We start from the raw sequence: 19,706 nt of genomic DNA, 5'->3' as shown, positions 1-19,706 counted from the left end.
CTCTTCGTCTATATCCAGCTCGCGATTTTCGCAAGAACATCGCATTTTGTTTTACTCCATATAATTCAACACAGGAAGACACTTTCCTGTCTTCCGCTTAACTTTTTTCGCGATTTTCCCGCCGCTCCGCCCATTCGGCAAGCCAAAGGCGACGGATGATGGCAATGTTTTGAAACAGGCGGACGCCAAACGCGAAGACGGCCGCCAAATACAAGTCTACACCAAGATGCACCCCAAGAAAAGTCAAAGTTGTGGCAAGGATGATATTGAAAAAAAACCCGGTTATAAATACTGTTTCGTCGTACGTTCCTTGTAAATGGGCGCGCCATCCCCCTATTAATGTATCAAAGGCGGCCAAAATGGCAATCGACAAATAACTGGAATACTGATCGGGAACTTCCCAGCCGGCCAGGACGCCGACGGCAAACCCGAGCAACAATCCGAGAAGCGGAAGCCACATGCTATTTCTCCTCCTTGCCGGCGCTCGCCGTCTCCATGTATTTTACCTCCAGCCGCTCGGTTGACGGCGGAATGGCGATCATCGGTTTCGGCTTGGAAATCGAAAGCTCCAAGTTTTCGACGATGAAATCATCCCGAATCGGCGAAACCGTCAACCCGCTATACAGCTTGTCCGCATCGTCCGCGATCGCCTTCACCTCAACCGGCAGCTGAAGCGGCCGGCGACCGACTTTCGTCACCCCGTTGACATCGCGAATCGCCGTCCGGTTCGTCAGCCGCTCGCCGCTAATGGCGATTTCCTTTGCTCCATATTTGTTCAATTCATTTACCAACCGCTGCAGCAGCTCCGGCGACACCGTTTGGGCGACCGGACCGACGTAGCCGCCCGCCGCAAACGGCGCGATCGTCAGCACCACGCCGCGCCCTTTCACCTCGGTCAGTCCGGCTTCTTCCCTAAGCTCGGCGACCGTCTCCTCGAGCGCCGCCTCACCGTCTTCCTGCTCCTCGCGCCGGTAATGGCGCAATTTCGCCTCGTAGCGTTCCAGCTCCTCAAGCAGCTGCTGTTCAAGCTTCTGCTCCTTTGTCAAATCGGCGCGCAGCTCCCAAATGTCGCGCGTATCGCGCTCTTCCGAAGGCAGCGTCGTCCGCATCCCGACGGCCAGCATCAATCCGAACACGCCGGCAATCCCGGCAAAATACAGCTGTCTTTTTCGCTCCAATGCGCTTCACCGCTCCTTCCTGCCCGTTTTACGGTCTGGGCGCGAATACCGGATCGAGCGTAATCGCCTCTTGCTTTTCCACTTTTACATCGATATGGTCTTGAACAAGCTCGTCGACGACGCCGCCTGGCAGGACGAGCGCAGACGACAGCACATCCGGGTCGCCGATCGCCGAAATGACAAACGGAGCGGCATGTTGCGTCCCGTCAACCTCAATGACCGGACCGTTGCACACAATGTAGGAGCGATGGGAAATGCGCTGCCCGTTAATGGCGACCGCTTCGGCGCCGGAAATAAGCAGCTCGTGAACGACTTTCCATACGTGCTGTTCGTGAACGATATAATCAGTAGCACTTGCTTCAGAGGGGATGTAAGAGGAGTCGGAAAGCGTGACTGCTACACCCTTTCCTTTCACCCTCGCCTTTCCAACATACATGCGCAGCTGTTCTGCTTCTTTCGCCAGCCCGGCTTCGTTCGTCTGCCGGTCGGCCAGTTTTTTTTCCCAAGCGGCCAGTTCGTCTTGCTTTTCGACAAGCTGTTGCTTTAACGACCGGTTTTCCTTTTGCAAAGCGATCAGCGCCGAGCGAAACTCGTATTCCCTTTTCCACTCGCTGTCGCTCCATTCGCGGCGGGATGGATCGTTTTTGGCATGTTGGTAGGAAAACCCGAGCATGGCGCCGAATAAAAAGCAAATAAAAGTAAGGAGGATGCGGCTATGGGCTTGTTGTCTCATCGTCGTCCTCCTTTTTCGGCGGCTCGTACGGGACAAAGTAGCTGCCGACTTCGAGGTGAATGACCCCTTTGACATTTCGGTCAAGCTCGGCGACAATCGCCGGATAATGCGACAGCTTGTCCGCAAAACGATGAATCGTCGCACTTACCTCATACCCGTCGTTCATGTAGACGATGACGCGGTCTTCATACTCGCTGTTCGGCTTGTAGTGAATTTCCGACATGGCGCCAAGCACCGGCGCCGGCAGTTCCGCCAGCTGTCCAGTCATCTCGGCGATGGCGTCGCCGTTTTTCCAACCGACGAGCACAGGCGCATCGCTCGGGGCTGTTTTCACCGCTTCCTGCTTTAACAGCCGTCCGTTCTCAAGCAGCGGGAAAAATGTTTGCCGGTCGTAGACATAAGCGACCCGCCGCCATTCGTGGACGCGGATGACAATCGTGTTCGGCAGCCTCTTTTCCACGGTTGCCTCTTTAATTTCCGGATGGCGGGCGATCCTCGTTGCCACACTTTGTTCGTTCACTTTCCAAAAGCTTGTCCGCTTCGTAATGCCGCTCAAGCTGATGATGCGCTCCGCCGGCAAATGGCGGTTTCCGCTCACCTCCACATGCCTGACGGCGCTTAACGGCGATTGGAAGTAAAGAACGCACAAAATAAACAGAAAAAAGAAGGACAAATACAAAATCAGCCGACGGTTCGCTTTTTGGCGGCGACGCTCTTTCAGTTTTGGGACGCGGTCTTCAAGAACAACAACCTTTCCCTTTTCCATTGCCTTCCCCGCTTTCCTGCCCGCGGGCAGCTCCATGGCTGCGCTCGAATAAAAACAAACGGCATCCGCTGCCGTTTTCTTGTTCTTTGCACTTGTTTTCATTATATCACAAATAGATCGCGAGAGAGACCGTTTTTTATAACATTTGCCGGCACTGTTCGACGGCAAGCCGCCCGAACAAACAAAAACAGCGGACGCCGCCGCCTGCCTAATAGCGGGCGTGTCTGCTAATATTGAGCAGCACGCCGATCGCCATCAGCATCAATGTCAACGACGATCCGCCGTAGCTCAAAAACGGGAGAGTAATGCCGGTGACGGGCATCAGCCCGGTGACAACGCCGATGTTGATCATCACTTGGATGGCAATCATCGAAATGATGCCAAGCGCCAAAAAGCTGCCGTACAAATCGGGGGCGCCAAGGGCGATGCGCACGCCGCGCCAAAGAAGAAGGCTGAATAAAAGAAGGACGAGCGATCCGCCAATAAAACCGAGCTCCTCGGCCAAAATGGCGAAAATAAAATCGGTTTGCGGCTCCGGCAAATAAAAAAACTTTTGCCGGCTTTGCCCGAGCCCCAGGCCAAACAGCCCGCCCGGACCGATGGCGTACAGCGACTGGATGATTTGAAATCCGCTCCCCAACGGGTCTTCCCACGGATTCAAAAACGATGTAATCCGCTTGATTCGATACGGCGCCGATAAAACGAGGGCGGCAAACCCGGCAAGCCCCAACACCCCAAGGCCCGCAAAATGGCTGAGGCGGGCGCCGGCGACAAAAATCATCGCCACACACGTGCCGACCATCACGGTGCCCGTCCCTAAGTCCGGCTGCAGCATAATCATGCCGAACGCCGCAAACACGAGCAAAAGCGCCGGCAGCAATCCTTGTTTAAACGACGTAATCTTCTTTTGGTTTTCGGATAAATATTTGGCCAAAAACGCGATCATCGCCAGCTTCATAAATTCGGACGGCTGGATGGAAAACGCCCCGACGCCGATCCAGCTGCGCGACCCATTGCGCACCATGCCGACGCCCGGGATCAACACGAGTACAAGCAGCCCGAAACAAACGATGAGCAACACTTTCGACCAGTCGCGCCATGTCCAATAATCGATGTTCATCACAAAAAACATGGCGATAATGCCGACGACGGCAAACAACAGCTGGCGCTTGGCAAAGAAAAACGAATCGTGAAACTTGTATTCCGCCCAAATGGCGCTCGCGCTGTACACCATAATAAGCCCGATGGCCAAGAGCGAAAACGTTAAAAGAATCAACAAAAAATCCGGCGCAGACCTTTTCCGCGGCAATGCCCAACACCTCTATTTTGTAAACTAGAAGGAAAGGGCTGTCCCTTTCCCTCTATTTCAACTTATGCACGGCGTCGATAAAAATGTCCCCTCTCTCCTCGAAAGTTTTGTATTGATCCCAGCTGGCGCAGGCCGGAGAGAGCAAAATAACATCGCCCGGCTCGGAAAGCCGGAAGGCAACCGGGACAGCTTTTTCCACATTATCGACATATTCGATCGTTTCTATTCCCGCCTCCCGGGCGATGCGCCCGATTTTCTCCGCCGTTTGCCCGAACAATACCGCCGCTTTCACCTGCCGCAAGTACGGAAGAAGCTCGTCAAACTCATTGCCGCGGTCAAGCCCGCCGGCCAACAAAATCACCGGTTCGCCGGCGAACGCCGAAAGCGCCTTTTGCGTCGCCAAAATGTTCGTCGCCTTCGAGTCGTTGTAAAACCGCCGGCCGTCGACTTCGGCTACATATTGAAGCCGATGTTTTACGCCGGCAAACGTCGTCAACACTTGAACGATCGCCTCGTTGCTGGCGCCGGCCAGCTTGGCAGCCGCCACCGCGGCCAAAATGTTTTCCACGTTGTGCTGGCCGGGGAGGACAATGTCTGCTGTCTTGATGATCGGCTCTCCGTTCCAGCAAACGGCGCCATTGTCGACGTACGCCCCTTCACCGAGCGGCTTCGTCGCCGAAAACAGCACCTTTTGCGATCGAATCGAGGCGGCGATGTCCATCACGGTCTGGTCATCCGCGTTGACGACCGCATAATCTTGTTCTGTTTGGTTGCGGAAAATATTCGCCTTCGCCGCCGCGTATGCTTCCCTTGTGCCATGGTAGTCCAAATGGGCATCAAAAATGTTAAGCAAGACGGCGATCGTAGGACGGAATTGATCAATGCCGGCAAGCTGGAACGAAGACAGTTCGGTGACGAGCCATTGGCCCGGCTTCGCTTCCTTGGCCACCTCGCAGGCGACTAAGCCGATATTGCCGGCAAGCAACGGGTCTTGGCCATCCGCCTTTAACATTTCATAAATCAATGTCGTTGTCGTCGTTTTCCCGTTCGATCCGGTAATGCCGATAAACAGCGCTTCGGAAATGTGATAAGCCAGCTCCACCTCGGTCACGACCGGAAGCCCTTTTTCAAGCGCTTTTTTCACTAACGGATTCGTATACGGGATGCCCGGATTTTTCACGACGAGGTCAAACGGCTCATCGAGCAGTTCGAGCGGATGGCCGCCGCAAACGACGCGGACGCCGAGCTCTTCAAGCTGCTTCGCCTCCGCGTTTTCCGCCAACGGTTTTTGATCGTTGGCGACGACTTCCGCCCCTAATTCAACGAGCAGGCGGGCCGCTGCCGCCCCGCTTTTCGCCAATCCAATCACAAGCACACGACGATGTTGATAGAAAAGAGTCGGTTTCAATTACATCCACACCTCGATATAAATTCCTAGCATGGCAAACAACAGGCCGACGGCCCAAAACGTCACGACAACGCGCCATTCCGACCAACCGACGAGCTCATAATGATGATGGAGCGGGCTCATGCGGAAAACGCGCCTGCCGGTCGTTTTGAACGAGGCGACTTGAATGATGACAGACAGCGTTTCAATGACAAAGACGCCGCCAATAATGATCAGCAGCAGCTCGAGTTTCGTTAAGACAGCGACCGCAGCGATCGCCCCGCCAAGCGCGAGCGATCCGGTATCCCCCATAAATACTTTTGCCGGATGGGCATTAAACACTAAAAAGCCGAGCACAGCGCCGACAACGGCGACGCAAAACACCGCCACATCGTACTGACCTTGATTCCAAGCCAACACGGCATACGCGCCAAAGGCGATCGCCGCCGTGCCGGCCAAAAGCCCATCGAGCCCGTCGGTCAAGTTGACAGCGTTGGAGCCGCCGACAAGCATGAGCAAAAGCAGCACCCCATAAGCCCAGCCAAGGTCAAACGACCAGCCGGTCCCGGGGATATGTACTTCCGTCGAAAAGCCGCTTTGCCGGTAGACAAAAAAGAAAACAACGGCAATGATGAGCTGGCCGATAAATTTTTGCCGGCTCGTCAACCCCAGGTTCCGCTTCATCACCACTTTGATCATATCGTCCAAAAAGCCGAGCACCCCGTAGCCAACCGTAACAAGCAGCAATAAATATGTTTCCACCGACAGGACGGACAATCTCGATGTCATCCATAACGTTGTCGCCACGATCGAAAGCAAAATCATAATGCCGCCCATTGTCGGGGTGCCCGATTTTTTTTGATGCGACTTCGGCCCTTCCTCGCGAATGCTTTGCCCAAATTTTAACCGCCGCAAAAACGGGATGAACAGCGGCGACAAAATGACGGTGACCAAAAAGGAAACAGCCATCGCAATGACAATTATTTGTTCTGGCATGAATCGTCACATCCTTTTGCCTGCCGCGCGTCCAGCCACCGTTTCTGCAACTCGGCGAGCCGGAGGGGGATTGCTTCATCAGCCGGGACATACTCCCCGCCTTCTTCCGGGAACGAAAACGAAAATTCCGTTCCCCGGCCGCCTTCCCGCAAATACCGCTCAAGCAGCGCGGCGGCCGCCGCAAGCGGCGACGGGACGAAAAAGAGCGGAAACTGATTAGGAATGTAGCGCGGCAACGGCTCTCCGATCGGCCAAAACGAAGCGATCGCCCCGTGCTCGATGGCCGTTTTCAACGTTTCCGCCGCATCTTCAAGCGGCACGAACAGCCCTTTTTTCACCTGTTCGGCCGGATTGACAAACACCGCGTGAAAACGAATCGTTTCGTCCACAATGCCGCGCGCTTCGTTCGCAATTTTCTGCACCATTCCGTACGTAACCATCGTCATGTTCTCTCCCTCACCGCCGCTCGGGCGACAGCGCGATCGTCAAACTCAATCACATTGCCGCCGATGATTTGGTACGTTTCATGCCCCTTACCGGCAATCAACACAACATCTCCTTCTTGCGCCTGCCGGATGGCGTAGCGGATCGCCTCTTCCCGGTCAGGAATCGTCACGTACCTTCCATCTTGATCACTTACCCCCGCTTCCATATCCCGCAAAATTTGCTGTGGGTCTTCCGAGCGCGGATTGTCGGAGGTGAACACGGCGACATCCGCGTGGCGCACCGCCACCTGCGCCATAAGCGGCCGCTTCGTCCGGTCGCGGTCGCCGCCGCAGCCAATGACGACATAGACGTTCCGCTTCGCAAATTGGCGCACCGTTTTTAGCGCGTTTTCCAAACTGTCCGGCGTATGGGCATAATCTACAATGATAGTAAAATTTTGCCCTTCATCGACCGTTTCAAACCGCCCGGACACCGGCTCGACATCCCTTAAAGCCGCCGCAATCGTTTCAAGCGAAAACCCGGAGGCAAGGCAGGCAGCGGCCGCCGCAAGCATGTTATAGACGTTGAACAAGCCGACGAGCTTCGTTTCCACCACTGCCGATCCGTGCGGCGTGCACAGCCGAAAGGCCATGCCGGACGGGGTCATGGCAATCTCTTCCGCCATCACATCGCTCTTCGTGCGAATACCGTAAGTGATGATTGGTGCTGCTGTCATATGTTTATAATATTGCGAAACAGGATCATCATGATTCAAAACGGCAAATTTCGGCCGCCGCTCGTCGTAGCGGTTGCCGAGCTGGGCAAACAACAGCCCTTTGGCGTTCCGATACTCGTCCATCGTTCCGTGATAGTCAAGATGATCTTGCGTCAAGTTCGTAAACACGGCCACATCGTAATCGCAGCCATGCACCCGTCCTTGGTGAAGGGCATGCGACGACACTTCCATGGCCGCAAACTCCACGCCCTCGTCGATCATCTGTTTAAACGTGCGTTGCAAGACGAGCGACTCCGGCGTCGTATTCGCCGCCGGGTAAGAACGGGCGCCGATTTTGATCCCGACCGTGCCGATCAGCCCCGTTTTTTTGCCGGCCTTTCTCGCGATCTGGTCAATGATATGAGTCGTCGTCGTTTTTCCGTTTGTGCCCGTCACGCCAATTAAATGAAGTCGATGGGTCGGGTGCCCGTAAAACGCATCAGCCAAAATCGCCATCGCCCGCCGGCTGTCCGGCACAAGGACAAGCGGCGCGTCCACCGCGAGCGGACGCTCAGCCACGACCGCCGCTGCTCCGCGCGCCACCGCTTGTTCCGCAAAGTCATGCCCGTCCACCGTAAATCCTTTAAGGCAAAAAAACAGCGAACCGGGCGTGACATGGCGCGAATCCATTTCGAGCGCGACGATATCCGGATTGCCCCCGCGATGCACCCAAAAACCGGGCAAGCGCGACAGCAACGTTTGCAATTTCATCCTTAGTCATCCCTTTCGCTTATAAATAGCTCGCCCTATGAGCGGACAGCGGAAAAAGGGGCGCAACCAACCCGATGAGTCATCGCATCGGCCGCCCCTTGCAAGATCGTTTACCGCTCCTCTGCCGCTTCGCGTTTCGCCAAATAAATGCGAATCGTCGAGCCTTCTTTTACTTTCACCCCGGGCTCCGGCGATTGTTCGACGATGACATCGCCCTCGCCACTAACATCTAATTTTAAGTCAAAAAACTGTTCTTGCAAATCTTTTTTTGTCAGTCCGATCAAATTCGGCACCTCAATGACTCTCGGCTCATCCCAGCCCCGTTCCTTCTCAAGTTGGTCTTTGCGCGGCTTCACGCCCATCACCCGCAGGCTGTCTTCTATGACCTTGCCAACGATCGGCGCCGCAACCGTGCCGCCGAATTGGACCGTGCCTTTCGGATTGTCAACAGCGACGTACACGACGAGCTGCGGGTCGTCCGCCGGCGCAAAACCGATGAACGACACGATATGGTTGTTTTGCAAATAGCGGCCGCCTTGCGCTTTTTGCGCCGTTCCGGTTTTCCCGCCGACGCGGTAGCCTTCGACATACGCCTTTTTCCCTGTGCCTTGGGCGACAACGCTCTCAAGCGCATAGCGGACTTGTTTCGACGTTTCCTCGGAAATGACGCGCCGTTTCGCCTTTGGTGTATTGCGGCGTACGACTTCCCCTGTTTCCGGGTCGACCCATTCTTTGGCGATGTACGGGGTGTATAGAGTGCCGCCGTTGATCGCGGCCGATACGGCGGCGACTTGCTGGATCGGCGTCACCGACACCCCTTGGCCGAACGCGGTCGTCGCCAATTCGACCGGCCCGACCCGCTTTAAGTCAAACAAAATGCCAGTCCCTTCCCCTTGCAGGTCAATGCCGGTTTTCTCACCGAAGCCAAACTGCTTAATATAACGAAACAGCGTTTCCTTTCCGAGCCGCTCCCCCAAAGCGACAAATCCCGGGTTGCACGAGTTTTGTACGACTTCCAAAAACGTTTGCTCCCCATGGCCGCCCTTTTTCCAGCAGCGGAGCGTAGCGCCGGCCACTTTAGCGTAGCCCGGATCAAAGAAGTGGTCTTTAAGGAGGTTGACTTTATGCTCCTCAAGCGCTGCAGCCAACGTAATGATTTTAAACGTCGACCCCGGTTCATACGTGCTCCAAATCGGCAAATTGCGGTTGTAAATTTCCGGAGGGACGCTGCGGTAATCGGCCGGGTCAAACGTCGGCCGGCTCGCCATCGCCAAAATTTCCCCCGTATTCGGGTTCATGGCAATGGCGATGATGCCGTCTGGATTGTATTTCGCCTCAGCAATATCGAGCTCCCGCTCTATGATCGTCTGAATGCGTGAGTCAATCGTGAGCACCAAGTTCAAGCCGTCGGTCGGCGGCGTATAGTCATCCGCCATATCGGGCATGCGCCGCCCTTTTGCATCGGAGTAAAACTGCACCGAACCGCGTTCTCCGCTCAGTTCTTTGTCATAATACAGTTCAAGCCCTGTGAGCCCTTGGTTGTCAATGCCAGTAAAGCCAAGCACATGCGATAAGTAGCTGCCAAACGGATAGTAGCGCTTCGTGTCTTCAGCAATGTACACCCCGTCCAAATCGAGCGCGCGCACGTCCGCCGCTTTCTCGTCGGAAATTTTCCGCCCTTCTTTCAAGCGGACGATCGAGGTGTTTTTTGTCATTTGTTTATAAACGGATTCGACCGAAGCGCCCAAAACCGCCGCCAGCTTTTCTGCCGCTTCCGCCGGATTTTTCACTTGCCGCGGGATGACATACACCGTCGGCGCGCTCATATTCGTCGCCAGCGGGACGCCGTTGCGGTCCAAAATTTCGCCGCGCTTCGGCTCAAATGGGATGTTCCGACCCCACAGCCCTTTCGCCCGTTCCGCTAATAGATCGCCGAGCCAAAATTGGACATAGCCGAGACGGAGATCGATAATGGCAAAAACCAAAACGCCGATCAAAAAGACGATCGTCAACCGTTTGCGCACGGTCACGTACGATACGCGCATATGGCGGAACCTCCTTCATGATGGGCTCGTTCCACTATATGCTTGTACGCCCCGTTATAGAACGGCAAAAAATCACTCGTGAGGCCCGGCCTCTTTCCGTTCAGCCGCCTCTTGTTCTTTCTTTGCCGCCGTTTCTTCCCACTGGCGCGGCGGAGCCAGTTCGACGATCAAATAATCCCCTTGCCGCACTCGCGCTCCCGGGCGGATGTTTTGGCTGACGACATAGCCGGTTCCTTTCGTGCTTGGCCGCAGGCCGAGTATATGAGCCACTTTCATGGCGTCCCGCAGCGAAAACCCGCGCAAGTCCGGCATCGTCGCCGCTCCATCCGTTTTCAACACGACCCGCTCGCCGGGAAGAAGACGATCTCCGCCGCGCGGAAGCTGCCGCTCAACGTACCGGCCGGTGCCGATGACGACCGGCACATAGCCGTTTTTCTTCAACTGCTCCGCCGCCGTGACGGCCGCCTCGCCGACCAGCGAATCGAGCGCGCGTTGCGCCGCTAGTTTCGTTTCCACCGATTTTTCTTTGCTCGGTTCAATATGCAAATATTGCAGGCTGCTTTTCATCACCGTTGTAAAAATTTGCGAAACAGGCGCCGCTCCGGTTTCCGTCACATCCAACCGCGGCTGCTGAACAGCTACATACATGAGAAGGCGCGGATCATCCGCCGGCGCCATGCCTAAAAACGAGAAAATATAATTTTCCCGTCCGGTCAAATAGCCGCCGGAAGCGGATGGAATTTGCGCCGTCCCCGTTTTGCCGGCGACGCGGTAGCCGTCAATTTGGTACGGGCGGCCGGTGCCGTGCTCTGAGGTGACAACCGTTTCCAAAATTTCCCGAACCTTCCGCGCCGTTTCAGCCGTAATCGGTTCACCGACGACAGTCGGCTCGTGGTCGAGAACGACTTTGCCGCTGTCTGGATCGACCACCTTTTCAATGACGTACGGCTTCATCATTTTTCCGTCGTTGGCGATCGCTGTCGCCGCCTGGATTTGCTGAATCGGGGTCACTGACGTCCCTTGCCCGAACCCGGTCGTAATCCGTTCGATCGGATAACGGTAACGAATTTGCCCTATCGCCTCATTCGGCAAATCAATGCCCGTTTTCTGATCGAAATGGAAACGATGCAAATACTGCAAAAACCGGTCTTCCCCGAGCTTTTCTTTCACCAAAATGGAAAAAGCGACGTTCGAAGAGCGCTGCACCCCTTCATTGAACGTAATCGTCCCCCAACCGACATCGTTATGGTCGCGGATGGTGTTCGGCCCGACTTTGTATGAGCCGGAACGGTACGTTTCATTGCCGTTGTACACTCCTTCATTAATGGCGGCAGCAAGCGTAAACACCTTCATCGTCGACCCCGGCTCATACGGGTAGGAAATAGCGTCATTTAAAAAGTTCGCAATATCGCGTTTGTTCGGGTCAAAACTCGGGCGAGTCGCCATCGCTAAAATTTTTCCTGTTTTCGGATCAGCCACGATGGCGATGATCTTTTTCGGCTTGTACTGCTTTTCTACGCCGTTCATGGCGTCTTCCAAAAACGTCTGGATTTTCGCGTCAATCGTTAAATACACGTTCGCGCCGTTGTCCGGCTTTGCAATCGTGCGCTCTCTCGCCTCCGGCAGACGGAACCCCTTCGCATCGCTGGCAAACGACACATAGCCGTCTTTTTCGCGCAAATAACGGTCAAGCGATTTTTCTACTCCCATTTTGCCGACCGTTTCGTTTTTCGCATTTTTTTGCGCGTAGCCGATGACGTGCGAGGCGAACACGCCATTCGGGTAAAACCGGGCAGTGTCGCGGGTAAAGATGATGCCCGGCAAATGGAGCGCTTCAATTTTCCGCTTCAGCTCGAAGCTGATATTGCGGCCATAGGAGCCGAACTCGACTTGTTTCGCCTTTTTGGTCAAAATGCGCTCCATTTGCTCGACGTCCATGCCAAGCAGCGGAGCGAGCTTTTCCGCTGTTTCCTCTGGATCGGCGACACGGCGCGGATCATCCGGGTCCACAATGGCGGCGACTGTATACGACGGCACGTCTTGGGCTAAAATGGCGCCGTTGCGGTCAAAAATCGTCCCGCGTTTCGCTTCAATCGTGCGCGTCTGCTTATGCTGCTGCTGCGCGATCTCCGCCAGCGCTTCGCCTTCCGCTTTTCCCGTCCACTGCACTTGCACAAAGCGGGCAAACAAAAGAAAAAAGGCAAAGCTGAACACGCAAAACAAAATAAACGCCCCGCGATGGGTGTTGCGATGCTTTTTTGCCTCCATCGCCCATCAGTCCTGTACGACTTTGACGTGGTTTTCGTTGAGCGACAAACCGAGCTCTTTCGCCTTTTGCAAAATGCGCTCGTACGCGCTCAGCCGCTGCACTTCGACGTACAAGTCATTATTTTCTTTCTTTTGTTCATCAATGGCCGATTCCAACTTTTGGACATCTTTATTAAGCTCATAAATTTGCACTTGGGTTGAGACGGTATGGACCGCCGCGTAAAAGACAAACAGCAAAAACGAAACGATCAACAGCTTCTCAGCCAGCGTCAGCCGAAGGCGCCGTTTTCGCTGCGGCTTCTGGCTCGGCGGCGCGGCCGGATGCTTTTGTTCGCGTGCTACTTTGACTGCCAAATGGTTCACAGCGTTTCCCTCCTGTTTCTCCTCACCTATTTTCTCAGCCGCGCGGCAGTTTTTCAGCAATGCGGAGTTTGGCTGAACGGGCGCGGCGGTTCCGTTCCACCTCTTCAGCAGAAGGAACGACCGGTTTTTTTGTAATAATTTTCAACACAGGGCGGTAGTCATTGGGGGGAACTGGAAGCCCTGGAGGCAATGGCGGGTTCTCGCTTGCTTTTTTAAACGTCTCCTTGCAAATGCGGTCTTCGAGCGAATGAAACGTAATGACGCTCACCCGTCCTCCCGGCGCCAACAAGTCAATCGCCTGCTCAAGCGCTTCGCGAAACGCCTCGAGCTCATCGTTGACTGCGATGCGGAGCGCCTGGAAAATGCGTTTGGCCGGATGTCCGCCGCTGCGGCGCGCCGGCGCTGGAATCGCCTCCTTAATGACCTCAACGAGCTCCCCGGTCGTTTCAATCGGCTTCTCGCGCCGCACCTCCTCGATTTTGCGCGCCACTTGCTTTGAAAATTTTTCTTCGCCGTACCGGAAAAAAATGCGCACAAGCTCCTCATATGGCCAACGGTTGACGATCTCCGCCGCCGTCAGCTGCTGCTTGCGGTCCATCCTCATGTCAAGCGGCGCGTCGTGCTGGTAGCTGAAGCCGCGCTCCGGCTCATCGAGCTGCGGCGATGAAACGCCCAAATCAAACAGCACGCCGTCGACGGCAGCGACGCCGCGGGCGGAAAGCTCCTCTTGCAAAAACCGGAAGTTGCGGTGCACAAACTGCACTTGCTGGCCATAACGGGCGAGCCGTTCACGCGCATACGAAATGGCGGTTTCGTCTTGATCAAAGGCAAACAGCTTTCCGCGCTTTGAGAGGCGGGAAAGCAAATAGTCGCTATGACCGCCGCCGCCCAACGTACAATCGACATAGACGCCGTCCGGGCGGATGTTCAGTCCGTCAACCGCTTCTTTTAACAGCACCGTTGTATGTTCAAACACATGTCCACCACCTTTGCTGCTTCCAAACGCTGCTTCCTTATTATATCGCAAAGACGGACAAAATTTTAGCTTTTTTTGTAAAAAAACGTCCCTTTTTGTTTATTTTTGTCGGACATCCCCAGATGGAGCCATTAGTTCCAACCTCCTTTTACTTTTATTTCCAAACCTGTGGCGATTGTTTTGTTACTATTTCATTCCACAAAAAAAAAATCCTGCTCGAAACAGGATTTTTCTTTTCGACTTTTTCTTTGAAAAAGCTTTATATATATACAATTTTATGCATTCCGTTTCCAGGGGCGTCGATCAGCGAAAGTTTTTTTACAAAATCAAATCCGTAACGATTCACGTAGTAAAACACGTTCCAAACCCGTTCCTGAGGCGCTCCGTTCGGCCGCAGCGCCGTTTCGACGCGCCAAAACTTGCGCCATGTCGTCTCATGTTTGCGCAAAAGCGCCCGCTCCAACGTTTGCTGAAGAAACTCGATTTGTGACTGAATGATGGCAGCATTTTTCGCCACCAATCCTTCCAATCCGCGGTCAATCTCCATGCCAAGCGCGCGCAGCGGCTGATGCGCCGCCTCGATGTCGGCTTTCGCTTTCTCAAACGCCTTGGCAAGCGGAACTTCAGCCGTCTCCTTCCGCCATCGCTCCTTGGCCGCTTCGAGCCGCCCGGCCAATACGTCGGCGGCTTCGAGACCGAGATCAGCGAGATCGGTTTGCAGCGAACGGCCGACGATCGTCGCCTGCAGGCGCGGCGCCACCGGCGGCATTTCGAATCCGAACAGCGAAAACGCCTCCTTCAACTCCGCCCAATAGGCGATTTCTCCCGGGCCGGCGACAAAAGCGAGCGTCGGCAGCAAATACTCTTGCATAAGCGGACGAGTGACAACATTGTTGCTTAAACAGTGCGGCTTCGTCTCGGCAAGCTCAAGCAGCTGCTGTTTCGCAAAGACGATATGCCCGGCCTTGTCGCGGAACGCGCCGCGCTCTTCGTCATAGTGCAAAAGCAGGCGCTCATGGCCGTTGTAATAAAACAAGTTGGCCGCGTTGGGCGCTATCTCAATGAGCGGCGCATACCCGAGCGCGCGCAGCGCCTCTTGCTGCGCCAACACGGCCGATGTCACGCTGCGATGGCGGTCAATGAGCGCGGCGAAAAAACGGCGCTCAAGAAGGCGCACCGCCGCATCGCCGGCATTCAAGACAACCAATCCGTCAGCAGCAAACAGGCGCAAGACAATCGCCGCAAAAAAGTCGACAAACGTGCGCGCCTCATCCAAACATGTCTTGAGAAAGGAAAGCAGTTCGTTCGTCGCGTCCGTCTCCCCGTACGTTTTCACGACACGTTCGATCCACGCGCCGGCAAGCTCATGATCAAGCGGGACGTCGGCTGCCATCCGCCTTTCCTTCCGCTTGTGCGGATATAGCGCTTTCCTCACTTCGCCGCCCTCTACCACATACACATGGTCGATTTCCGCGATGTCATGATCCTCGCCGGCGATCCAAAACAGCGGCACGACCGGCACGCCAAGCTTCCGTTCCTGTTCTTTGGCGAGCTGGATGATGGTGATGATTTTATAGATCGTATAAAGCGGACCGGTCAACAGCCCGGCTTGCTGTCCGCCGACAACAACGACGCTGTTCTCCTGCCGCAGCTTGTCGATATTGTGCATCGTCGCCCTGCTTGCCGAGAACCGACGGTGATAGGCGTCTAAATAATCGGCAAGCCCGCTCCGGTCGTATGTCCGTTTTTGCAAATGAGACAACCGGCGGCGAAACGCCTGATCATCAGCCCAAACGTAGTCAAACCCTTTCTCAGCCGGAAACGCGCCGGTTATGTAATCGGCCGCCAGCTTTGTCGCCGCCGGCAGCGGAATTTCGTGAACCTCCATGGCGAAAACTCCCTTTCTTATGTATTCTTTCATGAGTATAGCACGTTCGGCGCCAAGAGGAAAAAATGATTGCTCAAAGGACGGCAGCGATGCGCGCCATCATGCCATAGACGAGCAGGCCGGCGTAAAGGGACGCAAAAATGAGAAAACTGGCCCGCCAAAATAGACGAAACACCGCCGCCAGGTGAAAATCCGCCTTTTTCCGCCAGTAGCCGAGTGCGATGGCGGCGTGCAATCCGAGCAAAAAGAGAAGAAGATGGACAAAATATGACTTTCCGAACAGCACGGCAAGCAAAAAATAGACGGCGGCGATGAAAAATGCGGTCGCCGCGTTGACCGCCGCGTAAAACGCCGCCCGTTTCCGCCCGCCAAACAGGCGCATGGCCGCATAGACGAGCCAAAACAGCAGCAGCGGCAGTGTGACGAATGTCGCCAACACCGGCGCGAGCCAGTCACCCATCGCGGCTCCCCCCTTCCTTCCCTTTCAGCGCGCAATACACAAAGCGGACGAGCGGCAACGCAACGCCGCGCGCTTCCCCTTGCTTCAGCACATAGCCTAAAATGGCGTCAATTTCCGTCCGACGCCCGTTTGCCACATCCATATACATCGACGAATAATTGTCCGCCGTGTTCCGGCATATATGAACGATCCGCTCCCACGCCCGTCCGACGTCACGAAGCGGCAACACCCGCCGCACTTCATCAAACAGCTGCGCCATCATGTCCCGATACGGCGCCACCTCAAGAAGCTCGCCGTTTTTCACTTGCAACAGCGCCGTCAACGGGTTGATGACCGCATTGACGACAAGTTTGTCGACAAGAATGCGCTCCCAATCGTCCGCCCATTCAATGGGAAACTCTCGATCTCTAGCCAGCCCGGCGGCCGCAGCAGGCGACCCATAGAAGGGGGCAAGCGTCAGTTTGCCGGCGCCTGTGTGCGCAACCGTCCGATCGTCAAGCTTGAACGCGCCGTGCTCCACAACGCCGACGACGATGTTTTTGTCAGCAAAAACAGACAGCTGTTCGAGATGGCTCATCCCGTTTTGCAAAAAAACAATCGTGCCGACGCGGCGGAACGAATCACGCTGGGAGCAGACATCCGCCACATCATATTGTTTAACCGTCACAAACACAAGCGGCTCAATGAGTTCCGTCCCGGCAAACGGCCTTGCTTGAACGGCAGTCTCCGTTGTTTTTCCTTCTTTTTTCAGGGCGACGCCGCATTCAGCAAGCTGCCTCGCCTGAGACAAGCGCCTTGTATACACCGTGACCTTATGGCGCCGCCCGAGATAAGCGGCAAGAAGCAGGCCGACCGCCCCGCCGCCGACAATGCCAATGTTCACATGTCTCCCCCGCCTTCCCGCCAAATTGCGTTAGCCTTATTTTAGCAAATGTCCCCGTCATCCGTTAAGAAAAAAAAGCCGGCCCAAAGGCCAGCTTTTATCCTTCCCCGACGCGCTCAGCCGCCGGCTCCGTTTGTTTTTCGGCGCCCGCCACTATTTTCCGCGCCCGCTCCATAATGGCGAGCAACGTTTTATACTCCTCTTGGACGGCCGCCAGCTGCTTTTGCAACGCTTCCTTTTCCATTTGCAGCTTTGTCACCATTTGTTGCAGCTGCTCCATATCGTTTTTTAACGCCCGATTTTCATCCGCTGTCCGCCGGGCGTCGCGCGCTTTTTGCCCTTCCGCTTGCAAAAAAGCGAGCACTTCCGTCCATGACAGTTTGCTCTCTGCTGCCGCTTCCATCTCCGTTTGTCCCCCGCCTTCTTTTACCGATGCCGCCTCTTTTTTTCGCGTTTTCCGTTCTTGCTTTGCCTGTTCAATTTCCTCTTTATACTGCTTGCGAACGTACGAATTCCAGCGGAACCCGCACGCTGCCGCTGTCCGCGACAAGCGCCGCCCCACCTCAGCAAACGCTTCTAGCTGGGTGCCGCCCTCGCGAATATATTGAAGCACAACGTTGGCCAACAGTTCATCTTCCTCTTTCGTCCAAGCGTCCTGGCGTACTCCGGTCATCTCCCTTCCCTCCTCATCGCCGCTTTGTCATTATATGTATGCGGCTAATAGAAACAGTAGAAGGAAAAAATTACTGTTTGCGAAAAAAAGGACGCAACGCCTGTTCATGTTCAACCGACCCCCATAGTGCGGCGCAGCGGTCGATTTCAGCGAAAAATTGCTCACGAAACCAAGCTGTTCGCCATTTTTCGCCCGCTGCCGCCTTATAGGCTTCTAAAACAGCGAGCGACCGCGCGGCATAAAGGGCGAGCCGCGCCTGCCATTGCTCGCGCCAGTGGTCAGCCGCCAAGACCGCATCAGCCCACCCGCACGCTTCCATATCTTCCGCTGTCATCGGTTCAGCGCGCAGCAATAGATCGAGGGCCCGCGCGTACGGCAGTTTGCCGAACAGCATCGAGGCGCCGCCCCAGCCGGTTGTGATGCCGAGCCGCCCTTGAATGAACCCGATTCGGCTTCCTTCTTTGACAAAACGGAAATCGCAGGCCGTCGCCAGCTCGCAGCCCCCTCCCATCGCGGCGCCATTGACGAGCGCGGCCGTCGGTTTCGGAAACGTCAGCAGCCGGTAGAGCACCTCCCCCATGCGCGTCAGCATCTGTTTCGCCTCAGCGCCGCGCAAAGGCCCGAACTCGTGTAAATCGCCGCCCGAGCAAAAAGCCTCATCGCCAGCGCCCGTGATGGCAAATATTTTGACCCGCTCATCCGCTTCCGCCTCGCTCAGCGCTCCCTCAAGCGCCTCCATCACTGCAAAATTGACTGCATTCCGTTTTTCGGGACGGCAAATCGTAAACAAGGCGACGCCGTCACGCTGCTCCATCATCGCTTCCATCAGCACTCCTCCTTTATTTTATGACAATTGGTCATCGTCCCCCCTTTTTCCTGCCAGCAGCGAAAAAAACAAACGCGTGGACGTACGTTGTCGATTGTTCACTGCCAATAAAAAAGGCTGCCCGCTTTTCGGACAGCCTGTCGCTTGATGTCGGCCATTATTTGTTGACGACATCTCTTCCTTTGTACGTACCGCATGCTTTGCAGACGCGGTGCGCCAATTTCCATTCGCCGCAGTTCGGGCATTGCACCATGCCCGGCACTTGCAGTTTAAAGTGTGTACGGCGCAGTCGTTTTCTCGTTTTCGATGTTCTTCTAAAAGGTACTGCCATCGTTTTCCACCTCCTTGTCCGGCACATTCAGCGTATCGCTGCCGACGGGCAGCCGCTTGTTCAAGGCAGTCCGCCGGCAGGCAAGGCAGCTGCCGGACGGTGCGCGTTCTGGTCGGCGCCATCGGCCGGCAACGCCGGTCAGCCATCAGTTTCTTTCGTTCCATCAAAAAACTTAGCCAATCCTGCCAGACGAGGGTCGACCTTGTTCGCCGCCCGCTCTTCCAGCGTTTTTTCCCATTGTTCTTCCGTGAGAACGTCCCATCCTTCCCCGTGTTGCGGCGCCCCGTCAGCCCCCGGGTTGTCGGCGATGAGCTGCAACGGGATTTCAAGCAGGATGAGCTCGCGAATAATTGGGTTTAAATCAACCGTGTTTCCAGTTACGATATGGGTGTCTTCATCCGTTTCAGCGACGTCGCCGCCATCAACAAAAAACGTTTCCGTCGTCTTGATGGAAAACGGGTGTGTCACGTCCACGAGCGTCCGCGAACACGGCAATACCATCGTTCCTGACAGCGTCAAATGAAATGTAAACTTTGTCGAACCGACGTCCGCTTTCCCTTGAACGCGGACAAGCGAAATATCGCGGATCAACGTGTCGATTTGTTTCAAATCAGACACGTCAACCGTCTCGTCAATCGCCATTTCCTTGTGCTGAAAACGGCGAAGCTGTTGAACCGTCCATTTCATACAATCACCTCAAGGCAACGAGTAA

The 19,706-nt window shown here is 55.2% G+C and carries 20 protein-coding genes; all 20 read right to left on the bottom strand.

The features are described 5' to 3' along the window. Nucleotides 1-97: 97 nt before the first annotated feature. The 20 genes from CV944_RS01985 to CV944_RS01890 all read right to left on the bottom strand — a co-directional run bounded on the left by CV944_RS01985 (nucleotide 98) and on the right by CV944_RS01890 (nucleotide 19,681). A complete protein-coding gene (locus CV944_RS01985) occupies nucleotides 98-460 on the bottom strand; it encodes a small basic family protein (protein ID WP_033011310.1) in 363 nt (120 codons plus the stop codon). Nucleotide 461: 1 nt separating this feature from the next. Next, nucleotides 462-1,178: a DUF881 domain-containing protein gene (locus CV944_RS01980; RefSeq protein ID WP_033011312.1), complete on the bottom strand. Its 717-nt coding sequence runs from the start codon at nucleotides 1,176-1,178 to the stop codon at nucleotides 462-464. Nucleotides 1,179-1,206: 28 nt separating this feature from the next. After that, on the bottom strand, nucleotides 1,207-1,911 hold the full coding sequence (locus tag CV944_RS01975) for a DUF881 domain-containing protein (RefSeq protein ID WP_033011314.1): 705 nt from the start codon (nucleotides 1,909-1,911) through the stop codon (nucleotides 1,207-1,209). Further along, a complete protein-coding gene (divIB, locus tag CV944_RS01970) occupies nucleotides 1,892-2,677 on the bottom strand; it encodes a cell division protein DivIB (protein WP_033011316.1) in 786 nt (261 codons plus the stop codon). The genes CV944_RS01975 and divIB overlap by 20 nt, the downstream gene beginning before the upstream one ends. Nucleotides 2,678-2,885: 208 nt before the next feature. Then, nucleotides 2,886-3,986: a stage V sporulation protein E gene (spoVE, locus tag CV944_RS01965; protein ID WP_100663791.1), complete on the bottom strand. Its 1,101-nt coding sequence runs from the start codon at nucleotides 3,984-3,986 to the stop codon at nucleotides 2,886-2,888. Nucleotides 3,987-4,038: 52 nt separating this feature from the next. After that, nucleotides 4,039-5,394, bottom strand: a complete 1,356-nt coding sequence (gene murD / locus CV944_RS01960) for a UDP-N-acetylmuramoyl-L-alanine--D-glutamate ligase (RefSeq protein ID WP_033011323.1) — start codon at nucleotides 5,392-5,394, stop codon at nucleotides 4,039-4,041. Beyond that, entirely contained in the window at nucleotides 5,395-6,369 is a 975-nt protein-coding gene (mraY, locus tag CV944_RS01955; protein ID WP_033016152.1) for a phospho-N-acetylmuramoyl-pentapeptide-transferase, read from the bottom strand. Next, on the bottom strand, nucleotides 6,354-6,815 hold the full coding sequence (locus CV944_RS01950) for a hypothetical protein (protein WP_095859120.1): 462 nt from the start codon (nucleotides 6,813-6,815) through the stop codon (nucleotides 6,354-6,356). Before CV944_RS01950 ends, mraY begins: the two co-directional genes overlap by 16 nt. Then, complete coding sequence (locus CV944_RS01945) at nucleotides 6,812-8,281, bottom strand: UDP-N-acetylmuramoyl-L-alanyl-D-glutamate--2,6-diaminopimelate ligase (protein WP_033011329.1); 1,470 nt, start codon at nucleotides 8,279-8,281, stop codon at nucleotides 6,812-6,814. The genes CV944_RS01950 and CV944_RS01945 overlap by 4 nt, the downstream gene beginning before the upstream one ends. 110 nt (nucleotides 8,282-8,391) lie before the next feature. After that, entirely contained in the window at nucleotides 8,392-10,326 is a 1,935-nt protein-coding gene (locus CV944_RS01940; protein ID WP_044742633.1) for a stage V sporulation protein D, read from the bottom strand. Between the two features lie 72 nt (nucleotides 10,327-10,398). Further along, nucleotides 10,399-12,594, bottom strand: a complete 2,196-nt coding sequence (locus tag CV944_RS01935; RefSeq protein WP_100659528.1) for a penicillin-binding protein — start codon at nucleotides 12,592-12,594, stop codon at nucleotides 10,399-10,401. 6 nt (nucleotides 12,595-12,600) lie between these two features. Beyond that, a complete protein-coding gene (ftsL, locus tag CV944_RS01930; protein WP_033011332.1) occupies nucleotides 12,601-12,957 on the bottom strand; it encodes a cell division protein FtsL in 357 nt (118 codons plus the stop codon). Nucleotides 12,958-12,991: 34 nt separating this feature from the next. Then, on the bottom strand, nucleotides 12,992-13,933 hold the full coding sequence (gene rsmH / locus CV944_RS01925) for a 16S rRNA (cytosine(1402)-N(4))-methyltransferase RsmH (RefSeq protein ID WP_033011333.1): 942 nt from the start codon (nucleotides 13,931-13,933) through the stop codon (nucleotides 12,992-12,994). 259 nt (nucleotides 13,934-14,192) lie between these two features. Continuing rightward, on the bottom strand, nucleotides 14,193-15,821 hold the full coding sequence (gene bshC / locus CV944_RS01920) for a bacillithiol biosynthesis cysteine-adding enzyme BshC (RefSeq protein WP_100659529.1): 1,629 nt from the start codon (nucleotides 15,819-15,821) through the stop codon (nucleotides 14,193-14,195). A gap of 73 nt (nucleotides 15,822-15,894) precedes the next feature. After that, the gene (locus tag CV944_RS01915; protein WP_033010250.1) at nucleotides 15,895-16,281 is read right to left on the bottom strand and encodes a DUF3397 domain-containing protein; all 387 of its coding nucleotides are present in this window, start codon (nucleotides 16,279-16,281) and stop codon (nucleotides 15,895-15,897) included. Beyond that, complete coding sequence (locus CV944_RS01910; protein ID WP_100659530.1) at nucleotides 16,274-17,164, bottom strand: 2-dehydropantoate 2-reductase; 891 nt, start codon at nucleotides 17,162-17,164, stop codon at nucleotides 16,274-16,276. Before CV944_RS01910 ends, CV944_RS01915 begins: the two co-directional genes overlap by 8 nt. A gap of 97 nt (nucleotides 17,165-17,261) precedes the next feature. Further along, nucleotides 17,262-17,837, bottom strand: coding sequence for an RsfA family transcriptional regulator (locus tag CV944_RS01905; RefSeq protein WP_055358184.1), 576 nt, complete (start codon nucleotides 17,835-17,837; stop codon nucleotides 17,262-17,264). A 70-nt stretch (nucleotides 17,838-17,907) separates the two neighbouring features. Then, nucleotides 17,908-18,663 carry an enoyl-CoA hydratase/isomerase family protein gene (locus tag CV944_RS01900; protein WP_033010253.1) on the bottom strand — a complete coding sequence of 252 codons (756 nt, stop codon included), beginning with the start codon at nucleotides 18,661-18,663 and terminating at the stop codon, nucleotides 17,908-17,910. A 157-nt stretch (nucleotides 18,664-18,820) separates the two neighbouring features. Then, complete coding sequence (rpmF, locus tag CV944_RS01895) at nucleotides 18,821-18,994, bottom strand: 50S ribosomal protein L32 (RefSeq protein WP_011230605.1); 174 nt, start codon at nucleotides 18,992-18,994, stop codon at nucleotides 18,821-18,823. A 138-nt stretch (nucleotides 18,995-19,132) separates the two neighbouring features. Continuing rightward, nucleotides 19,133-19,681 (bottom strand): YceD family protein, encoded by a 549-nt coding sequence (locus CV944_RS01890; protein WP_033010255.1) that lies wholly within the window; start codon nucleotides 19,679-19,681, stop codon nucleotides 19,133-19,135. Between the last annotated feature and the right edge of the window lie 25 nt (nucleotides 19,682-19,706).

Origin of the sequence: Geobacillus sp. WSUCF-018B (assembly GCF_002809985.1) — a bacterium.
In the GTDB taxonomy this organism is placed as follows: Bacteria; Bacillota; Bacilli; order Bacillales; family Anoxybacillaceae; genus Geobacillus; species Geobacillus thermophilus.
Note: the sequence above shows the minus strand (reverse complement) of the source record. Positions and strands in the feature narration are given on the sequence as shown.